Raw genomic sequence first — 21,028 nt, forward strand, 5'->3', positions numbered from 1 at the left:
ACACATTAGCCACAGCTAATATGTACTTAAAAATAGGAATACATGAGTAAAACTCATGCATAAGAAATACTAATTTCTAAAGAAAAAGTATTTCTTTATCGTTGTCCCATTCCCACTGAAAGGTTATGTTATTAATAAAGATAAAATATAGGTGGTTAATTTATGGCAATAGCTGTGTTATTAAATCGTATGTTTCGAACAGAACATAATCCGTTATTTGAATATATATATCAACAAAAAGATGATATTGATGCTTGTTATTTCATTATTGCAGAAGAGGATATGAGTACAGCATCTGATTTGAAAGCACAATATTATCGTGGTACTTTGCAACGCTTTTACCAATCGTTGCACGCAGAAAAGCTCACACCTTATGTCATGTCTTATGACGATATCATTTCATTTTGTAAAGAAAACAATATCCCTGAAGTAGTGATTGCGGGTGATATTATGAGTTATCATCTTGAAGAATACGATATTTTACATCAACGTTCTCAATTTGATCAAGCAGAAATTACCGTTACATTAGTACGTGGTAATCATTATTTTAAAGCGAGTAAAACGATGAATAAACAAGGTGAACCATACAAAGTGTTTACAAGTTTTTATAAAAAATGGCGACCTTACTTGAGAATTAGAGATGTATATCATTACGACTTAAATGAGTTAATTGACATTGTAATTGCATCTCCTAATAATTTAAAAGATGTCCAAATAGATGCTGGTTCATCACAAGCGCATGAACAAGAAAAATGGCAACAATTTTTAGAACATGATATACAGAATTATGAAAATGGCAGAGAATATTTACCAGAAATATTAACAAGTCAATTAAGCATTGCCTTAGCATATGGCTTATTAGATATTATTGAAATTTTCAATGATTTGTTATCACGATATGAAGAAGATGAGTCAAACTATGAAGCGTTTATTCGGGAGCTCATTTTTAGAGAGTTTTATTATGTTTTAATGACACAATATCCGGAGTCTGCACATCAATCTTTTAAACCGAAATATCGTCATATTAATTGGTCTGAAAATGAAGCGGATTTTAAAGCTTGGTGTGATGGTCAAACGGGATTTCCAATAATTGATGCAGCAATGATGGAATTGAGACAAACAGGTTTTATGCATAATCGTATGAGAATGGTTGTGTCTCAATTTTTAACAAAAGATTTATTTATAAATTGGACATGGGGAGAGGATTTCTTCAGAAAGTATCTTATAGATTATGATGCAGCATCAAATGTTCATGGTTGGCAATGGTCTGCATCTACTGGTACGGATGCGGTGCCGTATTTTAGAATGTTTAATCCAATTAGGCAGAGTGAACGCTTTGATCCTAAAGCATTATATATCAAAACATATCTTCCAGTTTTAAATCAAATTGATGCAAAGTATTTACATGACACACATCGAAATGAATCTGAATTATTTAAACAAGGGATTGAGTTAGGTCGTCATTATCCAAAACAAATAGTGGATCATCAAGAAAAGAGATCTCAAGTTTTAGCGACATTTAAAGCATTAGACTAATTGATCTGATTTGATGGTTCAACTAAAATAAAACAAGCTAACTAAGACATGTTTTGCCATAGTTAGCTTGTTTAAATTGTTCTATCGGAATATGTCAGTAAACATAGTGAAATATAGCAAGACATATTCCAAAAATGTAATGATATAAATATACTTTAGTCTTATTTTTATATGTTGAGGAACATCCCATTTAGGATATTGTCGTTCGAAATAAATCATTTGTTGAACAAAAACGCCTATACCTAGCGGAAATAACATCAGTAGAATACTTCTTGTGTAACTTAAACCAATATCATGCCATAGGTGTCCAATAATCATTTGAAGAACGATGATTGATATCATAAAAACGGTTATATCTAAAGTCACTTTTTCAATCTAACTCCTTTTCCAAATAATAAAATAGCTGCTTGCATCATAACCATAAAGCATACAAATATTGCTGTGTCGATTGTTAAACTTTTTAGAATGTGATTTAAGACGCGTATAGGTTCATTAAAGAAGTATACGGAATGTAAGCGTAAGAAACGTCCGATGTAAATGCCGAAGCCATTTAAAAACATAAGAATTACAACAATTATTCTATTAAGCCATGGATGCGAAGTAAGCGTTAAAATTTCAAAATAGATTAAAATCATTACATAAATTGCTAAAAAGACACCTAACAGTAAATAAGTAAAGTACTTCCATTCAAATAAGTTAAGCCCTGCATAAAAGTTAAATTGAAATTGGTTTAGATGAATTAAATCAGTTACCATATAAAATGTGTTAGGTAAAAGTAATACAAATATAAAGCTATATATGACGAAGAGCGGCCATTCATATTTTTTATTGGGTCTAAATAAACGCAAAAGTAGGCTTAGCTCAAAAGGTATATATGCTAAAAATAAATTTAATGTCATAAATTGATATATTTTATTCTCAAATAGTGACGCAATAAATAATACTAAAAAGTAAATTCTAGCGATGTATCGTGAATTCATAAATGATATACACTACTTTCTAATGAAAAAAGTTATTCATATTAATGTGGTAATTATAATTACATCCAAAATTTTATTTAAAGGTTTATTTACTATAGAAATGTCTAAACCAAAGTGCGAATGCATTTATAATTAAACACTTATGATAACGTTTGAGTTGATGTGTTTCAACTAAAAAGTAATGTGTTATTGTGGATCAAGTAAATTTAAACCAACTGAATCATTGAATGTACGTTGAATATCCATATCTGTAACGGTAAGCACAATTTCAGCTGTAGCAGAAACAATAGCTTTTGATAAATGTCCGCTAAAAGTTTCATATGATTGCGTACCAAATGTTGCATGTAAATGTGCAAAATGTCCATTATCTAGACGAGAAATATTGCCTAATAAGCTAGTCAATTCAAGCGGTTCAGTTATATGTGTCTCTTCATATTGTTTCGTATTTAAATTGAAAAATTTTAAAATGACGTCATCACATGCACCAATGCCGCTGACAGATGTAAATGTTAAGTCTTGGTCATCTGCAAAGTTTGTTATACATTCAATGATATCTTCTCCTTTTTCTAACACTAGTAGTATAGTATGATTACTTTTTTGCAATTTCATATGATCAATCCCCTTTATTTTAATATGTCATTAATTATACAATTAAATGGAAAATAGTGATAATTACAAAGAAAAAAATATTGTCAATTGTAGCAATATTGTAATACAATATAGAAACTTTTTACGAATATTTAGCATGAATTGCAATCTGTCGTGGAAAAGAAAAATAACAGCTTTAAGAGTGACAAGTAGAAAAAAGAGGTGAGCAAATGAATAAACAGATTTTGGTTTTATATTTTAATATTTTCTTAATATTTTTAGGTATCGGTCTAGTGATACCAGTCTTACCTGTTTATTTAAAAGATTTGGGGTTAACTGGTAGTGATTTAGGATTATTAGTTGCTGCTTTCGCCTTATCTCAAATGATTATATCGCCATTCGGTGGTACGTTAGCTGATAAATTAGGAAAGAAATTAATTATATGTATAGGATTAATTTTGTTTTCAGTGTCAGAATTTATGTTTGCTATCGGTCAGAATTTTTTAATTTTGATGTTATCAAGGGTTATCGGTGGTATGAGTGCTGGTATGGTTATGCCTGGGGTGACAGGTTTAATAGCTGATATTTCACCAAGCCATCAAAAAGCAAAAAACTTTGGCTACATGTCAGCGATTATCAATTCAGGATTCATTTTAGGACCAGGGATTGGTGGATTTATGGCAGAAGTTTCACATCGTATGCCATTTTATTTTGCAGGTGCATTAGGTATTCTAGCATTTATAATGTCAATTGCATTGATTCACGACCCTAAAAAAGTTTCGACAAATGGATTCCAAAAGTTGGAGCCACAATTGCTAACGAAAATTAACTGGAAAGTGTTTATTACACCAGTTATTCTAACACTTGTATTATCGTTTGGTTTATCTGCATTTGAAACATTGTATTCACTATATACAGCTGACAAGGTAAATTATTCACCTAAAGATATTTCGATTGCTATTACAGGTGGCGGTATATTTGGGGCACTTTTCCAAATCTATTTCTTCGATAAATTTATGAAGTATTTCTCAGAGTTAACATTTATAGCTTGGTCATTATTATATTCAGTTGTTGTCTTAATATTATTAGTTTTTGCTAATGGCTATTGGTCAATAATGTTAATCAGTTTTGTTGTCTTCATAGGTTTCGATATGATACGACCAGCCATTACAAATTATTTTTCTAATATTGCTGGAGAAAGGCAAGGCTTTGCAGGCGGATTGAACTCGACATTCACTAGTATGGGTAATTTCATAGGTCCTTTAATCGCAGGTGCGTTATTTGATGTACACATTGAAGCACCAATTTATATGGCTATAGGTGTTTCATTAGCAGGTGTTATTATTGTTTTAATTGAAAAGCAACATAGAGCTAAATTGAAAGAACAAGATATGTAGCATAAGTATTTTGGTGTATATTGATATAAAGTAAACCGTAATATTATGAATAATTAGCATCGTTTTTCTTATGAATTTTATTAAGAAAAGTCGATGCTTTACATTTAAAAAGATTCGATTGATTAAATGTTTTACTCTTTATATTTAAATGTTATATGTAACAAAAAATGATTTTGAGTAATAAACATGTTACAAATATTACATTCTTTTTAAATTGCAATCCACATACCTAATTCATTAACGTTAATGTGTTAAGATGATAAAAAATGAGTAAGGAAATGTGGGTAAGGGGATGACAGTAAAAAATTTATTTTTAGGCTTTGTTGCTGTAATATTAACTGTTTGTTTAATTGGTTTATTAATATTAGCAACAAATGAAGATGCGCTTGCTAAGGTACATAAAACGATTAATACGTTTAACGCGATAAATGTATCAACTGAAGATACTTATAAAAAGAAAATGGATATTCTCAATATTCATACTGCTAAAGCATCTGAAGTGAATGAAAATGTGAAAAAGCAAAATCATTTTAAGCATCGTGTGAATGCAAATAAATCAAATTCTTTTAACGAACAAGAGTGCCAAGTTATTGCTGATCGTTATGCAGATAAGCATATCAATGATAATTATGGTTTAGAAAGAATTTCTAAGACAAATCATGGATATAATTATGTTTATTCCAATGATAATTCAACTAGTAAGCAACATGTAAGTATTTCAAATCAAGGCATAATAACGAAATAATAGATGGAACAGTGTATTCTAATTGGATATACTGTTTTTATTTTGCAATATTTTAATTTAAAAAGGTGAAATCAACTTATAAAATGATGTAAATGTAATGTCAAAATCAACCAATCCGTAATGTATTTTAAAATGTTAATATAGTTCTGAAGAAGTATAAATGAGGTGTTGAAATGGCTAAAAATAAGAAAACGAACGCGATGCGTATGCTTGATCGTGCAAAAATTAAATACGAAGTTCATAGCTTTGAGGTACCAGAAGAACATTTATCTGGTCAAGAAGTTGCAGAACTCATACAAGCAAATGTTAAAACAGTATTTAAAACACTTGTTCTAGAAAATACAAAACATGAACATTTTGTATTTGTTATCCCAGTAAGTGAAACTTTAGATATGAAAAAGGCAGCTGCTTTGGTTGGAGAGAAGAAATTGCAACTTATGCCTTTAGATAATTTAAAAAATGTAACGGGATACATTCGTGGTGGGTGTTCACCTGTTGGTATGAAAACATTGTTTCCAACAGTCGTTGACAAATCCTGTGAAAATTATAGTCATATCAGTGTGAGTGGTGGGCTTCGAACAATGCAAATCACGATAGCTGTTGAGGATTTGATTACAATAACTAAAGGCAAAATTGGAGCAGTTATCCATGAATGATTAATAACAACAAAAAGTATGGGGCAAGATTAGGAGTGTGACAGAGATGAAATTTTTATAAAATTCATTTCTGCTACACTCCTTTTTGATTGAAATAGCATTTTACGATCATAAACAGTCATGATAATTGAGTATTTGAACATAAAAATGTAATTTTATCGTCACAATTTGATTGTTTGTGATTGTTTTTGGTAATTTATGATTGAAAAGTGAAAGCGTACTCATTATAATACAGAGTGAGATGGGGTGATGATGATAATTACAGAAAAAAGACACGAGTTAATATTAGAAGAACTTTCGCACAAAGATTTTTTGACTTTACAAGAATTAATAGATCGAACTGGCTGCAGTGCTTCAACAATACGAAGAGATTTATCTAAACTACAACAATTAGGGAAATTGCAACGTGTGCATGGTGGTGCAATGTTAAAAGAAAATCGTATGGTTGAGGCGAATTTAACTGAAAAATTAGCAACTAATCTCGATGAAAAGAAAATGATTGCTAAAATAGCAGCTAATCAAATCAACGATAATGAATGCTTATTTATCGATGCTGGTTCATCTACATTGGAGCTAATTAAATATATTCAAGCGAAAGATATCATTGTGGTAACCAATGGTTTAACACATGTAGAAGCTTTACTTAAAAAAGGTATTAAAACAATTATGCTAGGTGGTCAAGTTAAAGAAAATACACTTGCTACGATTGGTTCAAGTGCCATGGAGATATTAAGACGATATTGTTTCGATAAAGCTTTTATCGGGATGAATGGATTAGATATTGAACTTGGATTAACTACTCCCGATGAGCAAGAGGCATTAGTTAAACAAACAGCAATGTCATTAGCCAATCAATCATTTGTACTTATAGATCATTCTAAGTTTAATAAAGTATATTTTGCTCGTGTACCTTTGCTAGAAAGTACGACAATCATCACATCTGAAAAAGCATTAAATCAAGAATCGTTAAAAGAATACCAACAAAAGTATCACTTTATAGGAGGGACTTTATGATTTATACAGTGACTTTCAACCCTTCAATTGACTATGTCATTTTTACGAATGATTTTAAAATTGATGGTTTGAACAGAGCAACAGCAACATATAAATTTGCTGGGGGAAAAGGTATTAATGTCTCACGTGTTTTAAAGACATTGGAAGTTGAGTCAACTGCTTTGGGATTTGCAGGTGGATTTCCTGGGAAATTCATTGTAGATACATTAAATAACAGTGCAATTCAATCGAATTTTATTGAAGTTGATGAAGATACACGTATTAATGTGAAATTAAAAACAGGACAAGAAACAGAAATCAATGCACCGGGTCCTCATATAACGTCAACACAATTTGAACAACTGTTACAACAAATTAAAAATACAACAAGCGATGATATAGTTATTGTTGCTGGAAGTGTACCAAGTAGTATTCCAAGTGATGCGTATGCGCAAATTGCACAAATTACAGCACAGACAGGTGCTAAATTAGTAGTCGACGCTGAAAAAGAATTGGCTGAAAGCGTTTTACCATATCGTCCACTATTTATTAAACCTAATAAAGATGAATTAGAAGTGATGTTTAATACAACAGTGAACTCAGACGCAGATGTTATTAAATATGGTCGTTTGTTAGTTGATAAAGGTGCGCAATCTGTTATTGTCTCACTTGGCGGTGATGGTGCTATTTATATTGATAAAGAAATCAGTATTAAAGCAGTTAATCCACAAGGGAAAGTGGTTAATACAGTTGGCTCTGGTGATAGTACAGTTGCAGGCATGGTGGCTGGAATTGCTTCAGGTTTAACGATTGAAAAAGCATTCCAACAAGCAGTCGCATGCGGTACTGCCACGGCATTTGATGAGGACTTAGCAACACGGGACGCTATAGAAAAAATAAAATCACAAGTTACGATTAGCGTACTTGATGGGGAGTGAAAATAATGAGAGTAACAGAGTTATTAACAAAAGATACAATAGCAATGGATTTAATGGCAAATGACAAAAATGGTGTTATTGATGAGTTAGTAAATCAATTAGACAAAGCAGGTAAATTAAGTGATGTAGCGTCATTTAAAGAAGCGATTCACAATCGAGAATCACAAAGTACAACTGGTATCGGCGAAGGTATTGCTATTCCACATGCGAAAGTAGCCGCAGTTAAGTCTCCAGCTATCGCATTCGGTAAATCTAAAGAAGGTGTAGATTACCAAAGTTTAGATATGCAACCAGCTCATTTATTCTTTATGATTGCAGCGCCAGAAGGTGGTGCCCAAACACATTTAGATGCTTTAGCTAAACTATCTGGTATTTTAATGGATGAAAATGTACGTGAAAAATTATTACATGCATCGTCTCCAGAAGAAGTGTTAGCAATTATTGATCATGCTGATGATGAAGCGACAAAAGAAGAAGAGGCAGAAGCTGAAGCACAACAAGTTGCTGCTGTAGAAGCAAATCAAGACACTAATGGATCGAACGAGCCATATGTATTAGCTGTAACTGCTTGTCCAACAGGTATTGCACACACATATATGGCACGTGATGCATTGAAAAAGCAAGCAGATAAAATGGGCATTAAAATTAAAGTTGAAACGAACGGTTCAAGTGGTATTAAAAACCATTTAACGGAACAAGATATTAAAAATGCAACAGGTATCATTGTTGCTGCTGATGTTCATGTTGAGACGGATCGCTTCGATGGTAAAAATGTCGTAGAAGTACCAGTAGCAGATGGCATTAAACGTCCAGAAGAATTAATTAATAAAGCATTAGATACAAGTCGTAAACCTTTTGTTGCCCGTGATGGTCAAAGAAAAGGTAACTCAAATGACAGTCAAGAAAAATTAAGTCCAGGTAAAGCATTCTATAAACACTTAATGAACGGTGTTTCTAACATGCTACCACTTGTAATATCTGGTGGTATTTTAATGGCAATCGTGTTTTTATTTGGTGCAAACTCATTTGATCCGAAAAGTTCAGATTATAACGCGTTTGCAGAACAACTTTGGAATATCGGTAGTAAAAGTGCATTCGCGTTAATCATTCCAATTTTATCTGGATTCATTGCACGTAGTATTGCGGATAAACCTGGATTCGCTTCAGGTCTTGTAGGTGGTATGTTAGCAATTTCAGGTGGTTCAGGATTTATTGGTGGTATTATTGCAGGTTTCTTAGCAGGTTACTTAACACAAGGTGTTAAAGCCATGACACGTAAATTACCACAAGCATTAGAGGGATTAAAGCCGACATTAATTTATCCACTATTAACAGTGACAGCTACAGGCTTATTGATGATTTATGTCTTTAATCCACCAGCATCTTGGTTAAATCATTTGTTATTAGATGGATTAAACAATTTATCAGGTTCTAATATTGTATTATTAGGTTTAGTTATTGGCGCTATGATGGCGATTGATATGGGTGGTCCATTCAACAAAGCGGCATATGTTTTTGCAACAGGTGCGTTGATTGAAGGGAATGCAGCACCAATTACAGCTGCAATGATTGGTGGTATGATTCCACCGTTAGCAATTGCGACAGCGATGTTAATTTTCAGACGTAAATTTACAAAAGAACAACGTGGTTCAATTATCCCTAACTATGTGATGGGTATGTCGTTTATTACAGAAGGTGCGATTCCATTTGCAGCTGCCGATCCATTACGTGTTATTCCTTCAATGATGATTGGATCAGGTATAGGTGGCGCAATCGCTTTAGGTTTAGGTTCTCGAATTACTGCGCCACACGGTGGTATTATCGTAATTGTTGGTACGGATGGTGCACATTTACTACAAACACTTATTGCACTTGTAGTAGGTACATTAGTTTCAGCATTAATTTATGGACTTATTAAACCAAAGTTAACTGAAACAGAAATCGAAGCTTCAAAATCAATGGACGAGTAGTTTTAATGATTTAAAATGATTGTTAGCAAAGAGCTTCATATTAAGTTGTAAGTTCAATGAATATATGTTAGTTTTATATATCGTGTTAACGATAGCTTTTACAAAGTTATAAAAACACTTTCTATTAATTCAGTTTTTATGAATTGATATGAAGGTGTTTTTATTTTTAGATAAATGAATGAAGAAATAAACACCACAAATGTATAGACTTTTTTAATATTTTGCAAAAAGTTATGCCAAACGAAGCAGATATAGTAAAATATGAGTGTCTTAAAGTGAAAATTTATAAATAAAGAAGGGTTTATACGTGTCAGAATTAATTATATATAACGGCAAAGTTTATACTGAAGATGGCAAAATCGATAATGGTTACATTCATGTGAAAGATGGACAGATTGTTGCAATTGGAGAAGTAAATGATAAAGCAGCGATTGATAATGATACGACAAATAAAATTCAAGTGATTGATGCAAAAGGTCATCATGTAGTGCCAGGTTTTATCGATATACATATTCATGGTGGTTATGGACAGGATGCAATGGATGGGTCATACGATGGCTTAAAATATCTATCCGAAAATTTGTTGTCTGAAGGGACGACATCATACTTGGCCACTACAATGACGCAATCGACTGATAAAATAGATAAAGCACTTATAAATATTGCTAAATATGAAGTGGAGCAAGATGTTCACAATGCAGCGAAAATTGTAGGTATACATTTGGAAGGGCCATTTATATCTGAAAATAAAGTTGGTGCTCAACATCCGCAATACGTTGTACGCCCATTTATCGATAAAATTAAACATTTTCAAGAGACTGCTAACGGACTAATAAAGATTATGACGTTTGCACCTGAAGTTGAAGGTGCAAAAGAAGCGCTTGAAACGTATAAAGATGACATTATTTTTTCAATTGGTCATACAGTGGCAACATACGAAGAAGCAGTTGAAGCTGTTGAGCGAGGAGCTAAACATGTCACGCACTTATATAATGCAGCGACGCCATTCCAACATAGAGAACCAGGTGTTTTTGGAGCAGCATGGTTGAATGATGCTTTACATACCGAAATGATTGTTGATGGCACACATTCTCATCCGGCATCGGTTGCAATTGCTTACCGTATGAAAGGTAATGAACGTTTTTATTTAATTACCGATGCAATGCGTGCAAAAGGTATGCCTGAAGGAGAATATGATTTGGGTGGTCAAAAAGTAACTGTTCAATCGCAACAAGCACGTCTTGCAAATGGTGCGCTTGCTGGTAGTATTTTAAAAATGAATCATGGGTTACGTAACTTAATATCATTTACAGGTGATACATTAGATCATTTATGGCGTGTAACAAGTTTAAATCAAGCCATTGCATTAGGTATCGATGATAGAAAAGGTAGTATTAAAGTAAATAAGGATGCAGATCTTGTTATTCTAGATGATGACATGAATGTAAAATCTACAATAAAACAAGGTAAGGTTCACACATTTAGCTAATAGATAATCATAATTAAATGTATGCAATAGATTTAATCTGTTAACATAAGCACTTTATATTATGATAAAATAGAAGCAATAACATTTTTTTCTGGGGGTGTCTAAATGGGAAAGCGATAACATGTAGTTGTAATTTAAGTCATAGTGATAAATTTGAATGCGTGTTACCCATGAGTGACACATATAACATGGAGGTGAATCCCTAGAAATAGGGAATTAATTGGAAACTTCGACCATAATTAGTTTGATTATATTTATTCTATTAATTGCATTAACCACAGTATTTGTTGGTTCAGAATTTGCATTAGTAAAAATTAGAGCAACAAGAATTGAACAGCTAGCAGATGAAGGAAATAAACCAGCTAAAATAGTAAAAAAGATGATTGCTAATCTAGATTATTATCTTTCTGCTTGTCAGTTAGGTATAACAGTAACATCTTTAGGGTTAGGTTGGCTTGGTGAACCAACGTTTGAAAAGCTATTACACCCGATATTTGAAGCAATCAATTTACCAACTGCATTAACAACGACGATTTCGTTTGCAGTATCATTTATAATCGTTACGTATTTGCATGTAGTACTTGGTGAATTAGCGCCTAAATCTATAGCGATTCAACATACTGAAAAGCTTGCTTTAGTATATGCAAGACCATTGTTCTATTTCGGTAACATTATGAAACCATTGATTTGGCTGATGAATGGTTCTGCACGTGTTATTATTAGAATGTTTGGTGTAAATCCTGATGCCCAAACCGATGCAATGTCAGAAGAAGAAATCAAAATTATTATTAACAATAGTTATAATGGTGGAGAAATCAACCAAACTGAATTGGCATATATGCAAAATATCTTTTCATTCGATGAAAGACATGCAAAAGATATAATGGTACCTAGAACTCAAATGATTACACTAAATGAACCTTTTAATGTAGACGAATTACTAGAAACAATAAAAGAACATCAATTTACGCGTTATCCAATTACTGATGATGGTGATAAAGACCACATTAAAGGATTTATTAACGTCAAAGAATTTTTAACTGAATATGCTTCTGGAAAAACGATTAAAATAGCAAACTATATACATGAGTTGCCAATGATTTCAGAGACAACACGTATAAGTGATGCATTAATTAGAATGCAACGTGAACATGTACATATGAGTCTTATTATAGATGAATATGGTGGAACGGCAGGTATTTTAACGATGGAAGATATTTTAGAAGAAATCGTTGGGGAAATTCGTGATGAATTTGATGATGATGAAGTGAATGATATCGTTAAAATTGATAATAAGACATTCCAAGTAAATGGTAGAGTACTATTGGATGATTTAACTGAAGAGTTCGGTATAGAATTTGATGATTCTGAGGATATTGATACGATAGGTGGATGGTTACAATCTCGTAATACTAACTTACAAAAAGATGATTACGTGGATACAACTTATGATCGCTGGGTTGTTTCAGAAATCGATAACCACCAAATTATTTGGGTGATGTTAAACTATGAATTTAATGAAGCGAGACCTACTATCGGACAGTCTGATGAAGATGAAAAATCAGAATAGATATTAATATATAAACCAACTAAGAATGATTTAATTCATTTTTGGTTGGTTATTTTTTGACTAAAATTAATGAAAAGTGAAAATAGTATTGGAACTCAATATCTTTAATGATTTAATGAATATTTTTTATTGAAAGCGATAATTCGTATTAATTGAGTTTGTTGAAAAATTTAGGGTAATGTAAAGATATAAAAGATACATAGATTGGAGAGATATAAAGATGTTGAATGAGATACAAATATTAAATAATGGATACCCGATGCCTTCAGTTGGGTTAGGTGTTTATAAAATCTCTGACGAAGATATGACTAAAGTTGTAAATGTTGCAATTGACGCAGGCTATAGAGCGTTTGATACAGCATACTTTTATGATAATGAGGCTTCACTAGGACGAGCATTAAAGGATAATGGCGTCGATAGAGAAGATTTGTTTATAACAACGAAGTTATGGAATGACTATCAAGGTTATGAGAAAACATTCGAATATTTCAACAAATCGATTGAAAATTTACAAACTGATTATCTTGATTTATTTCTAATACATTGGCCTTGTGAAGCAGATGGTCTATTTTTAGAAACATATAAAGCTATGGAAGAACTTTACGAGCAAGGTAAGGTAAAAGCAATAGGTGTATGTAATTTTAATGTTCATCATCTAGAAAAATTAATGGCTCAATCAAGTATCAAACCAATGGTGAATCAAATTGAGGTACATCCATATTTTAACCAACAAGAATTACAAGAATTTTGTGATCGTCACGATATTAAAGTGACTGCATGGATGCCTTTGATGAGAAATAGAGGACTACTAGACGACCCTGTCATTGTTAAAATTGCTGAAAAATATCATAAAACACCAGCACAAGTTGTATTGCGTTGGCATTTAGCACACAATAGAATTATTATTCCAAAATCTCAGACACCTAAACGCATTCAAGAAAATATAGATATTTTAGATTTTAATTTAGAATTAACAGAAGTAGCTGAAATTGATGCTTTAAATAGAAATGCAAGACAAGGTAAAAATCCAGATGATGTGAAAATTGGGGATTTAAAATAACTGGATGTTAAATTTTACGTTTATGAATGCCTTTTAATGTGTACATTAAAATAAATGAGTTGGTTTTTACTATTTGATAAAACAATACTCAGGTACATTCAAAATCTTTTAAATAAAAAGGATGGACATAGATGAAAATTAGAGTCGTCATTCCTTGTTTTAATGAAGGGGAAGTCATTACACAAACACATCAACAATTAACTGAAATACTTTCACAAGATAGTAGTGTGAAAGGCTATGATTATAATATGCTTTTCATAGATGATGGTAGTACGGATACCACTATAGATGAAATGCAACATCTTGCCACAATAGATAGACATGTCAGCTTTATTTCTTTTAGCAGAAATTTTGGAAAAGAAGCAGCTATGATTGCAGGTTACCAGCATAGTACTGAATTTGATGCAGTCATCATGATAGATTGTGATTTGCAACATCCACCTGAATATATTCCGAAAATGGTTGAAGGTTTTATGGAAGGCTATGATCAAGTGATTGCAAAGCGTGATAGAAGTGGTGAAAATTTTAGTCGCAAAACATTAAGCCATTTGTACTATAAGTTAGTTAATTGCTTTGTAGAAGAAGTACAATTTGATGATGGTGTTGGTGATTTTAGACTTTTAAGCCAAAGAGCTGTTAAATCCATTGCATCACTTGAAGAATATAATCGATTTTCAAAAGGGCTATTTGAATGGATAGGATATAATACTAAAGTGTTTACGTATCAAAATGTTGCGAGACAAAAAGGAGAATCTAAGTGGTCCTTTAAAAAGTTATTTAATTATGGTATTGATGGATTGATTTCCTTTAATAGTAAACCTTTGAGAATGATGATATATCTTGGCTTATTTATTTTTTCAATAAGTGTGTTATATATTATCTATTTATTCATCAATATTATGATTTCTGGTGTTAATATTCCAGGATATTTTTCAACGATTGCAGCTATTTTATTATTAGGCGGCATACAGTTAATTTCAATTGGTGTTGTAGGTGAATATATTGGCAGGATATATTATGAAGTTAAGGCACGTCCTAAATATATTATTCAAGCTACAAATCTTTCAAGTATTGAAAATGATGAGAAGGATACCCATAAAGTTTATTCTAAATAAACAATAAAAGAAGCCCTCATTAATGAGAGCTTCTTTTTAGTCTTTGCATTTTATTTTATAAATAAATCGGATTATGACGTAATGTCTAATTTGTGTAATGTTACAGTCATCGTAGTTCCTACATCTATATCACTGCTTACACTGATTTTTGCGTTATTTTGTTGCGCGAGTTCATTAGCTATATATAAGCCTAATCCAGAACCACCCGTTTTTGTATTACGAGAGTTTTCTACTCTGAATGTTCGTTCGAATATACGTTCTTGTAGTTCTGGTATAATGCCAATACCTTCATCGCTAATAGCAATGTCGATAGTATCTTGATCTTTATTTTCACTAATATTAATATCAATGCGACTACCAACATTTGAAAATTTTAGCGCATTATCAAGTAAGTTTGTTAAAATACGCTCAAGTGGCGTTCGATATTGATAAAATGCATCAATTTCGCTACAGAAATTCACTTCTAATGTGCGGTTTTCATGTTTGATACGTTGCTCATATGGTTGCAATATTGATACAAGTAATTGGTCTAGTTGTATTAATTCTGGGGGATATGTTTTACCTGTATTTAAAGTGATAATATGAGTCATATCATCAAATAATGTTGATAATCTGTTTGCTTGTTTAATTAATATGTCGTATGACTCTTTAATCTCATGATCCTTTGTGATTATACCATCACGTAGTCCTTCAGAATATGAAATAATGCTTGCTAAAGGTGTTTTTAAATCATGGGCTAAGTTTTGAATCAGTTCTGTTTTTTCTTGTTGTTCGGATTTAATTTGATTCATTTGTTGCGTAATTTCAGAAGCCATTTTATTAAAAGATTGATTTAATTCATAAATTTCTTTTGGTGAATTAAACGTTTTATCATTGCTTGCGTAATTTCCGTTAGCAAATTGCTTAGTTTTTATATTAAACTGCTTAATTTTTTGTATAAGTGGATTAATAAAAATACTACATATTAATAAGGTTAAACAGCTTGTAATTATTGTCGTTAAGGTCAAAGTTAGTGTCATATGGCCGTTAAACCACATTAAAATATATGCAATTGCTAAAATAGTTGAAGTTAATAGTATACTCGATACGACGCCAATAATGATTTGACTTCTAATTGATAACACCATTATCGGCTCCTTTCAAATTTATATCCTAATCCCCATACAGTTGTGATGGTATATGTTGTAAAGCTCTCTTTTTCTAATTTTTCTCTAATACGGTGTATATGGACATTCACGGTATTAGCATCTTCGTAATAGTCATATCCCCAAACTTTTTCAAGTAATTCTGATTTAGAAATAACTTCATTTTCTCTAGAAGCTAAATACCACAATAACTCAAATTCCTTAATACGCATAGGGACTTCATGACCATTTACAGTCACAACTTTACTTAAGTTAATAAGTGTTAATTCATCAAATGACAGTTGTTCAACTGGTTGATGATGGTATTTCTTCATTCTTGTAAGTAAATTATTAATACGTAAAACGAGTTCCCTTGGACTAAATGGTTTTTTGACATAGTCATCTGCACCTAAAGTTAAGGCGTAAATGGTATCATGTTCTTGTGTTTTGGCAGTTAAATAGATAAAGGGGATATCTAATTTTTGCCTTTTCATTTCTTTGACAATGTCGTAACCATTAACTTCTGGCATCATGATATCAAGTACCATGATATCAATATCATTTGATAGTAAAGAAATTGCTTCTTTACCGCTAGTTGTCGTTGTTACTTTGTAACCTTCATATTCAAAATAGGTTTGACAAATGTCTACAATGTCTTGTTCATCATCCACGATCAGTAAGTGGGTCATCTATTTTTTCACCTCTGTTCTTACGACCTCTAAAGTAATTAATGATTTCTTTAAGTGAAATCTGTTTTAACAATGAGTGACTCATTAATAAAAGGATAAAGAAAGTTAATTGAAGAGGATACGTAAATATCATATCTGCTAAGATATAATTTATCATAACAAAGGCTCCAAAGAAACTAGCAGCATATGCAAAAACTCCAAAAATTAAACCTAATCCAATTGCAATCTCTCCGAGTGGGACAACAATATCAAATAATGACGTCGTATGTGCAACTATATTTGCGAAAAACCACTTATACCACTCTGGTGAATCAGTATTGTTAGCGATGACTGGTACTAAACCTTTCAGCGTAAATCCGCCCGTTAATTTTTCGTAACCTTGCATTAACATAACAATACCTGAACTCACACGAATGATAAATGTAACGAGTAGCAATAATTTATTCATGATGTTCACATTCTTTCTATTTATTGTGTGTAATTTATATAAACATAAGATTAAGCAACATAATGTGATTTGTAGTGTTATGTGAACAGGAAGTGTTTGAGCTCATGGGTTGCTTAAGCTAAACAAACCTCAAGCTCTAAAAAAATTTACTTATGTGCTCTACAATCTTATGGGATTTAATAGTTGTATATATATTGAAAAAAGGAAAGTATGATTTCTACAAGCTAGGGGGGCTGTGAAATCATACGCTTTCCATTGAGTAATGAGTGTAATGTATATTTTTAAAATTTGTAATGTATAGTAATAGTATGTTGTAAATAAAAGTTTAACTCAGAAATTGATTATTTTAATTTAGCGCCGCCGAAGATGACGTGAGCTTTTTTACAATAGATTGTTACTTCATCATATTTGCTTAAATCTACATTTTTAAGATCAAATGTTTGTTTTTCTTTATCGTAGTCAACCATTGCGATTTCTTTACCGTTTTTAATGTCGCCATTTTTTGTTAGGTAGACGTATAAATCTGGACCTTTTGATGATTTGTAGTTAGTAAGCATTAATTTACCATTTTTAATCTCAGCTTTACCTTCAACAGTTTCACCGTTTTTAGAACTGAATGTACCAGTTAGGTGTTTTGTTTTATCAGTTTTAACATTGCTATCTTCTGACTTTGTTTTTTGTTCAGTTTTGTTACCTTGATCTTGTGAATTAGAATTACCACAAGCGCCTAAAATTAATACAGAGGCAACAGCACCAACTGCTAAAAAATATTTTGTATTCATGCTAACTCCTCATTTCTTCAATTTGATAAGTTAAGTTTAAAATGAAGGCAAATAATATGCCATTAACTAATTCTTAACTTCGTTTAAATATCGCTTAACTAATATTGAAGAAAGAATAATTTGAAAATGAAAATAATTGTCTGATTTAAATAAATAGGAGTCAAAATAAGAGGAGGACGGTTTTTTAAGTAAGAAAATATTTATCTAAACTAGTTATAACTATAAAACACTTCTGATATATCGAACTAAGAATATCAGAAGTGTTTTATAGTTTTGATATTAAAATTTATAAACCTTTTGCCACAATAAAAACAACAAGAAAATAAGATAGACGATTAAATACAAGTACCAATATGGTGTTAAAACCATCATAACGATAAATGAAATGTTAATAATGATAAGTCCTTTAATCATTAGTTTCTTTATTTTGTTATTATTTTCAGCAGTTTCATCTAAGTTATTAAATGTTGAAATAAACAACATAATACCACCAATGATGAAAATGGCAGGGGCTAAAAATGGAATAGACATATATATTGATTGTGTACTTGAAAAGTCGGTAACACGTTGCGTTAAACTGACAACAATCGTTAATATGATAGCAATAAATTTTTGGTCTGTAATGTATACAGGTTTTAATTTTTTATCAATGTAAAACTGTAGTATCGTCCAAATGATAAACATCGTTATAGTACACAGAGTAATAAAGTTATATTTATCAATTATGAATGTATTTATAAAGGCGTTTATAGTAATAGATAACAACATTGCACTTAATGATAAATGTTGCATTTGATGCCTATATAAATTGAATCCAGTTATAAGTACGACGATAGCAATATTAATTAATATATATACAATCATGATGGACTCCTGTTCGTTATACTTCAATCAACTATTATATCAATTAATATATTGTTATTCATTAGATATGACTTGTAAAAAGTAAAATAAGTTATTCTTTATACACCTTTTTTATTACTCCAAAGTAATGTGTGAAGTTGTGGTAACACATAAACGTGATTCATATCATTACTTTGCATAACTAAATCTACCAACTGCTCGTAGCGTTCTAACAACTTTTCGGTATGATTATCTACGCTGTCTGATAAATATGGGTTACCAACTTGTAAATAGAAGGGAATATCTGGATAACGGTGGTGTATCATTTTGGCAAAATCATAATCTTTATCGTCGAATACAACTACTTTTAAGTTTAATGAGGAAGGTACGCATTGTGCAATCACTTCATCTAACTTTTTTAAATCAGGCGTCATAGTTGAACTTGGTGGTTTTGGACTAATCGTTAAATCATCAATTTGTGTCATCCAAGGTTGGAATTTACTGCCTTGTGTCTCCAGTGCGCTGAAAATACCTTTATCTTGAAATAAGTCAACTAACTCTTGGATACCTTTAATTAATGCTGGGTTACCACCAGAAATTGTAACGTGGTTAAATAAATCGCCACCAATTCGTTTTAATTCATCATAAATTTCTTCAGCGGTCATGAGTTTTATATCGCCTTTAGCACTACCATCCCAAGTAAATGCAGAATCACACCAGCTACAGCGATAATCACATCCAGCTGTTCTCACAAACATCGTTTTTCTACCGATTACTCGACCTTCACCCTGAATGGTTGGACCGAATATTTCGAGTACAGGAATTTTAGCCATTAGTTACACCTGTTCCTTTGGTCTAAATACGACATAACTTGTTGGTGTTTCTCTTACAAATACTTGAATACATTTTGGTTGGTGTTCGAGCGATGCCAAATTTTCTTTAACAATTTGATAAATTGTTTCCGCTACGATTTCAGTTGAAGGGATTTTGTTTTTAAAAGCAGGTAAGTTATTTAACAGTTGATGGTCAAATTTACCGTGTATCATCTTTTTCAAATGGCTGAAGTTCACTAAAAAGCCAGTGTCATCTAGTTTATCACCGACAATTGTTAAATTAACAAAGTAAGTATGACCATGGACATTTTGACAAATACCTGCTTCTTCACACGGAATGTGATGTGCAGCTGAAAAATTAAAATCTTTATTTAATTCGAATTGATATGGATGCGTTGTATTAGGATAGATTTGTTGTAACATTTTAAAGCGCTCCTTTACTTTCAAGATATTGATTTAGACCACGTTGACGTAAATGACAAGCTGGACATTCACCACAGCCATCCCCAATGATGCCGTTATAGCATGTTAATGTTTTTGTACGAATATAATCTAAAACTTCGAGTTCATCACTTAATTTCCACGTTTCTGCTTTGTTTAACCACATTAAAGGAGTATGAATGACAAAATCTTTGTCCATAGCTAGGCTTAATGTTACGTTCATTGATTTTATAAAACTATCGCGACAGTCTGGGTAGCCTGAAAAGTCTGTTTCACATACGCCTGTAATAATATGCTTAGCCCCAATTTGATAAGCTAGAGCGCCTGCAAACGACAAGAAAAGTAAATTTCTAGCTGGAACAAATGTATTAGGTATACCATCTTCATTATTAGTAATTTCCATATCATGTTGTGTTAATGCGTTTGGAGTAAGTTGTGATAATAATGACATATCTAAAATGTGATGTTTTATTCCTTGATCTTGTGCAATTTGTTTTGCGACTTCAATTTCAGTATCATGTCTTTGTCCATAATTAAACGTTACGAGTTCAACTTCTTTGAAATGTTTTTTTGCATAAAAGAGACATGTTGTACTGTCTTGACCACCACTAAAGACAACGATGGCTTTTTCATTATTTAATACACTTTCCATTTTGTAATTGCTCCTATCATTAATAATATTAATAAAGAGGTTAATGGCATTGATAAGCCCGTTTTTAATTTATAAAATAAAAAAAGCCTATCTCCATAAAAGATAGACGAAAGAAATGGGTTGCTCCTATAATATATATTAAAGGTTTACCAACGAATGTTTGAAATTTCAATGTCTAG

Annotated in this window: 22 protein-coding genes; 11 read left to right on the top strand and 11 right to left on the bottom strand. The window is 31.7% G+C overall.

The window, feature by feature from the left end; translation table 11 throughout:
• Positions 1-162 precede the first annotated feature (162 nt).
• Positions 163-1,536: a cryptochrome/photolyase family protein gene (locus tag IDG45_RS05760; RefSeq protein WP_000952052.1), complete on the top strand. Its 1,374-nt coding sequence runs from the start codon at positions 163-165 to the stop codon at positions 1,534-1,536.
• Positions 1,537-1,617: 81 nt separating this feature from the next.
• Here the strand turns inward: IDG45_RS05760 and IDG45_RS05765 are convergent, their stop codons facing one another.
• The 3 genes from IDG45_RS05765 to IDG45_RS05775 form a co-directional block, all read right to left on the bottom strand.
• Positions 1,618-1,878, bottom strand: a complete 261-nt coding sequence (locus IDG45_RS05765; RefSeq protein ID WP_115305746.1) for a hypothetical protein — start codon at positions 1,876-1,878, stop codon at positions 1,618-1,620.
• A gap of 20 nt (positions 1,879-1,898) precedes the next feature.
• Positions 1,899-2,516 (bottom strand): DUF1361 domain-containing protein, encoded by a 618-nt coding sequence (locus tag IDG45_RS05770; RefSeq protein ID WP_001088758.1) that lies wholly within the window; start codon positions 2,514-2,516, stop codon positions 1,899-1,901.
• 186 nt (positions 2,517-2,702) lie between these two features.
• Positions 2,703-3,125 carry a PPC domain-containing DNA-binding protein gene (locus IDG45_RS05775; RefSeq protein WP_000776001.1) on the bottom strand — a complete coding sequence of 141 codons (423 nt, stop codon included), beginning with the start codon at positions 3,123-3,125 and terminating at the stop codon, positions 2,703-2,705.
• Positions 3,126-3,334: 209 nt separating this feature from the next.
• Between IDG45_RS05775 and norA the strand changes: the two genes are divergently transcribed.
• The 10 genes from norA (at position 3,335) to csbB (ending at position 15,037) form a co-directional block, all read left to right on the top strand.
• The gene (gene norA, locus IDG45_RS05780) at positions 3,335-4,501 is read left to right on the top strand and encodes a multidrug efflux MFS transporter NorA (protein WP_001041328.1); all 1,167 of its coding nucleotides are present in this window, start codon (positions 3,335-3,337) and stop codon (positions 4,499-4,501) included.
• 292 nt (positions 4,502-4,793) lie between these two features.
• Complete coding sequence (locus IDG45_RS05785) at positions 4,794-5,246, top strand: hypothetical protein (protein WP_111063804.1); 453 nt, start codon at positions 4,794-4,796, stop codon at positions 5,244-5,246.
• 173 nt (positions 5,247-5,419) lie between these two features.
• Positions 5,420-5,902: a Cys-tRNA(Pro) deacylase gene (ybaK, locus tag IDG45_RS05790; RefSeq protein ID WP_001107241.1), complete on the top strand. Its 483-nt coding sequence runs from the start codon at positions 5,420-5,422 to the stop codon at positions 5,900-5,902.
• Between the two features lie 249 nt (positions 5,903-6,151).
• Positions 6,152-6,916, top strand: a complete 765-nt coding sequence (locus IDG45_RS05795; protein ID WP_000972699.1) for a DeoR/GlpR family DNA-binding transcription regulator — start codon at positions 6,152-6,154, stop codon at positions 6,914-6,916.
• A complete protein-coding gene (gene pfkB, locus IDG45_RS05800) occupies positions 6,913-7,833 on the top strand; it encodes a 1-phosphofructokinase (protein WP_000640750.1) in 921 nt (306 codons plus the stop codon). Before IDG45_RS05795 ends, pfkB begins: the two co-directional genes overlap by 4 nt.
• A gap of 5 nt (positions 7,834-7,838) precedes the next feature.
• The gene (locus IDG45_RS05805) at positions 7,839-9,803 is read left to right on the top strand and encodes a PTS fructose transporter subunit IIABC (RefSeq protein WP_001266560.1); all 1,965 of its coding nucleotides are present in this window, start codon (positions 7,839-7,841) and stop codon (positions 9,801-9,803) included.
• Positions 9,804-10,110: 307 nt separating this feature from the next.
• Positions 10,111-11,292, top strand: a complete 1,182-nt coding sequence (nagA, locus tag IDG45_RS05810; RefSeq protein WP_001292258.1) for an N-acetylglucosamine-6-phosphate deacetylase — start codon at positions 10,111-10,113, stop codon at positions 11,290-11,292.
• Between the two features lie 220 nt (positions 11,293-11,512).
• Entirely contained in the window at positions 11,513-12,862 is a 1,350-nt protein-coding gene (locus IDG45_RS05815; RefSeq protein WP_000450258.1) for a hemolysin family protein, read from the top strand.
• A gap of 220 nt (positions 12,863-13,082) precedes the next feature.
• The gene (locus IDG45_RS05820) at positions 13,083-13,922 is read left to right on the top strand and encodes an aldo/keto reductase (RefSeq protein ID WP_000931246.1); all 840 of its coding nucleotides are present in this window, start codon (positions 13,083-13,085) and stop codon (positions 13,920-13,922) included.
• A gap of 131 nt (positions 13,923-14,053) precedes the next feature.
• On the top strand, positions 14,054-15,037 hold the full coding sequence (gene csbB, locus IDG45_RS05825; RefSeq protein ID WP_000702776.1) for a lipoteichoic acid-specific glycosylation protein CsbB: 984 nt from the start codon (positions 14,054-14,056) through the stop codon (positions 15,035-15,037).
• A 71-nt stretch (positions 15,038-15,108) separates the two neighbouring features.
• Here csbB and saeS read toward each other — a convergent pair whose 3' ends face one another.
• The 8 genes from saeS to queC form a co-directional block, all read right to left on the bottom strand.
• Positions 15,109-16,164, bottom strand: coding sequence for a two-component system sensor histidine kinase SaeS (saeS, locus tag IDG45_RS05830; RefSeq protein WP_000244415.1), 1,056 nt, complete (start codon positions 16,162-16,164; stop codon positions 15,109-15,111).
• Positions 16,164-16,850 carry a response regulator transcription factor SaeR gene (gene saeR / locus IDG45_RS05835; protein WP_000149344.1) on the bottom strand — a complete coding sequence of 229 codons (687 nt, stop codon included), beginning with the start codon at positions 16,848-16,850 and terminating at the stop codon, positions 16,164-16,166. The genes saeS and saeR overlap by 1 nt, the downstream gene beginning before the upstream one ends.
• Positions 16,825-17,298 carry a DoxX family membrane protein gene (locus IDG45_RS05840; RefSeq protein WP_001037811.1) on the bottom strand — a complete coding sequence of 158 codons (474 nt, stop codon included), beginning with the start codon at positions 17,296-17,298 and terminating at the stop codon, positions 16,825-16,827. Before IDG45_RS05840 ends, saeR begins: the two co-directional genes overlap by 26 nt.
• Before the next feature lie 341 nt (positions 17,299-17,639).
• Positions 17,640-18,080: a DM13 domain-containing protein gene (locus IDG45_RS05845; protein ID WP_001093557.1), complete on the bottom strand. Its 441-nt coding sequence runs from the start codon at positions 18,078-18,080 to the stop codon at positions 17,640-17,642.
• A gap of 279 nt (positions 18,081-18,359) precedes the next feature.
• Complete coding sequence (locus IDG45_RS05850) at positions 18,360-18,944, bottom strand: hypothetical protein (protein WP_000637683.1); 585 nt, start codon at positions 18,942-18,944, stop codon at positions 18,360-18,362.
• Positions 18,945-19,042: 98 nt separating this feature from the next.
• Positions 19,043-19,756, bottom strand: coding sequence for a 7-carboxy-7-deazaguanine synthase QueE (gene queE, locus IDG45_RS05855; RefSeq protein WP_001062968.1), 714 nt, complete (start codon positions 19,754-19,756; stop codon positions 19,043-19,045).
• Between the two features lie 3 nt (positions 19,757-19,759).
• Positions 19,760-20,179 (bottom strand): 6-carboxytetrahydropterin synthase QueD, encoded by a 420-nt coding sequence (gene queD / locus IDG45_RS05860; protein ID WP_000941334.1) that lies wholly within the window; start codon positions 20,177-20,179, stop codon positions 19,760-19,762.
• Between the two features lies 1 nt (position 20,180).
• A complete protein-coding gene (queC, locus tag IDG45_RS05865; protein ID WP_000446721.1) occupies positions 20,181-20,849 on the bottom strand; it encodes a 7-cyano-7-deazaguanine synthase QueC in 669 nt (222 codons plus the stop codon).
• Positions 20,850-21,028: the final 179 nt, after the last annotated feature.

The organism is Staphylococcus sp. EG-SA-10, from assembly GCF_017151945.1.
GTDB classification, from domain to species: Bacteria; Bacillota; Bacilli; order Staphylococcales; family Staphylococcaceae; genus Staphylococcus; species Staphylococcus aureus.

Coding starts and splice junctions, on each gene's coding strand:
- IDG45_RS05760 (WP_000952052.1), top strand. CDS start 163: ATGGCAATAGCTGTGTTATTAAATCGTATGTTTCGAACAGAACATAAT.
- IDG45_RS05765 (WP_115305746.1), bottom strand. CDS start 1,878: ATGATATCAATCATCGTTCTTCAAATGATTATTGGACACCTATGGCAT.
- IDG45_RS05770 (WP_001088758.1), bottom strand. CDS start 2,516: ATGAATTCACGATACATCGCTAGAATTTACTTTTTAGTATTATTTATT.
- IDG45_RS05775 (WP_000776001.1), bottom strand. CDS start 3,125: ATGAAATTGCAAAAAAGTAATCATACTATACTACTAGTGTTAGAAAAA.
- norA (WP_001041328.1), top strand. CDS start 3,335: ATGAATAAACAGATTTTGGTTTTATATTTTAATATTTTCTTAATATTT.
- IDG45_RS05785 (WP_111063804.1), top strand. CDS start 4,794: ATGACAGTAAAAAATTTATTTTTAGGCTTTGTTGCTGTAATATTAACT.
- ybaK (WP_001107241.1), top strand. CDS start 5,420: ATGGCTAAAAATAAGAAAACGAACGCGATGCGTATGCTTGATCGTGCA.
- IDG45_RS05795 (WP_000972699.1), top strand. CDS start 6,152: ATGATGATAATTACAGAAAAAAGACACGAGTTAATATTAGAAGAACTT.
- pfkB (WP_000640750.1), top strand. CDS start 6,913: ATGATTTATACAGTGACTTTCAACCCTTCAATTGACTATGTCATTTTT.
- IDG45_RS05805 (WP_001266560.1), top strand. CDS start 7,839: ATGAGAGTAACAGAGTTATTAACAAAAGATACAATAGCAATGGATTTA.
- IDG45_RS05820 (WP_000931246.1), top strand. CDS start 13,083: ATGTTGAATGAGATACAAATATTAAATAATGGATACCCGATGCCTTCA.
- csbB (WP_000702776.1), top strand. CDS start 14,054: ATGAAAATTAGAGTCGTCATTCCTTGTTTTAATGAAGGGGAAGTCATT.
- saeS (WP_000244415.1), bottom strand. CDS start 16,164: ATGGTGTTATCAATTAGAAGTCAAATCATTATTGGCGTCGTATCGAGT.
- saeR (WP_000149344.1), bottom strand. CDS start 16,850: ATGACCCACTTACTGATCGTGGATGATGAACAAGACATTGTAGACATT.
- IDG45_RS05840 (WP_001037811.1), bottom strand. CDS start 17,298: ATGAATAAATTATTGCTACTCGTTACATTTATCATTCGTGTGAGTTCA.
- IDG45_RS05845 (WP_001093557.1), bottom strand. CDS start 18,080: ATGAATACAAAATATTTTTTAGCAGTTGGTGCTGTTGCCTCTGTATTA.
- IDG45_RS05850 (WP_000637683.1), bottom strand. CDS start 18,944: ATGATTGTATATATATTAATTAATATTGCTATCGTCGTACTTATAACT.
- queE (WP_001062968.1), bottom strand. CDS start 19,756: ATGGCTAAAATTCCTGTACTCGAAATATTCGGTCCAACCATTCAGGGT.
- queD (WP_000941334.1), bottom strand. CDS start 20,179: ATGTTACAACAAATCTATCCTAATACAACGCATCCATATCAATTCGAA.
- queC (WP_000446721.1), bottom strand. CDS start 20,849: ATGGAAAGTGTATTAAATAATGAAAAAGCCATCGTTGTCTTTAGTGGT.